We start from the raw sequence: 1,070 nt of genomic DNA on the forward strand, positions 1-1,070 counted from the left end.
CAGCGCGATAGTGGCGCGAACCGCCAAGTTCAAACGGCAAAAGGCCGGCGTCCCCTTGGGTGAACGCCGGCCTTGCTGCGTGGATATCGATTAGAACGCCAGATCGGCAAGTCCGACCGATGATCCTTCCTGGCTGTAAACGTAGTAGGTCATGCCGCCGTGGGTGACCGACCCATCAAATTCCAGGCCGCCGACCTGAGCACCGTTAAAGTCGATCGTCCCGAGATCCTCAGATACGCCTGCCAGGTTGATGGAACCGTGGTTGTCCAGCTTTGTGCTCGAAAGAGCGCTTGTGGTAACCAGCAGGTCGTTGCTGTCGAAGTTGTCGATCCGGTCGTCACCCAGATGGATGTCGAGCCCGGTGTCGTAGAAGAAGACCGCCTTCTTGGCAGCAGGCAGAGCCCCGCCCAGCGCATCGTCTCCGATTGTGCCTTCAATCGCACCCTTGGGCTTTACTGCCGCATTGGCGTAAACCGACAAGCCTGCCTCGTCCGTGCCGAGATAGCGCAGAGCGGATACTCCCGTTATCGTCACCTTGTCAGTGCCGCCCAGAGACAGCTTCGACTTGGAGAAGGCAATGAGGCCGTCGCCATTGCCGTCGGCCAGCATCCCTTTTAGCACCAGAACGTCGTCGCGCTCGAAATTGGTGATCTGGTCGGATCCTGACTTACCATCGTAGTCGAAAAAGAAGCTATTATGCCCTTTGACCCCGGTCAGCTTATCGGAGCTCGAGGCAGAGCCATCGAGCGTGCCGGCGCGCTGCACCAGATCCGAGTTGGGCAGGCTGAGGTTGGTCGATGGCGGTGCCTTGACGGTCACCGACACGGTAGCTGTCGACGATGCCTTACCGTCGGTGGCGGTGTAGGTGAAGCTGTCGGTGCCCGAGAAGCCCGCAGCAGCCTTGTAGACATAGTTGCCATCGGCTGCGAGCGTGACGGTGCCATTTGCAGGCCCGGACTTGAGCGCCGCGGTCAGTGCGTCCTTGTTGGCGTCAGTGTCATTCGCAAGGACGTTGCCGTTGCCTGTCTCACCAGAAACGATCGTCAGCGCATCGCTCTTTGCCTCAGGCG

General features: G+C 59.7%; 1 protein-coding gene. It reads right to left on the bottom strand.

Annotation, left to right across the window (positions count from 1 at the left end; genetic code table 11):
* Window positions 1-90 precede the first annotated feature (90 nt).
* The coding region (locus GV044_RS15600; RefSeq protein ID WP_159872559.1) for an Ig-like domain-containing protein at window positions 91-1,070 on the bottom strand (980 nt) is incomplete at its 5' end.

This window comes from Novosphingobium sp. 9U (genome assembly GCF_902506425.1).
In the GTDB taxonomy this organism is placed as follows: domain Bacteria; phylum Pseudomonadota; class Alphaproteobacteria; order Sphingomonadales; family Sphingomonadaceae; genus Novosphingobium.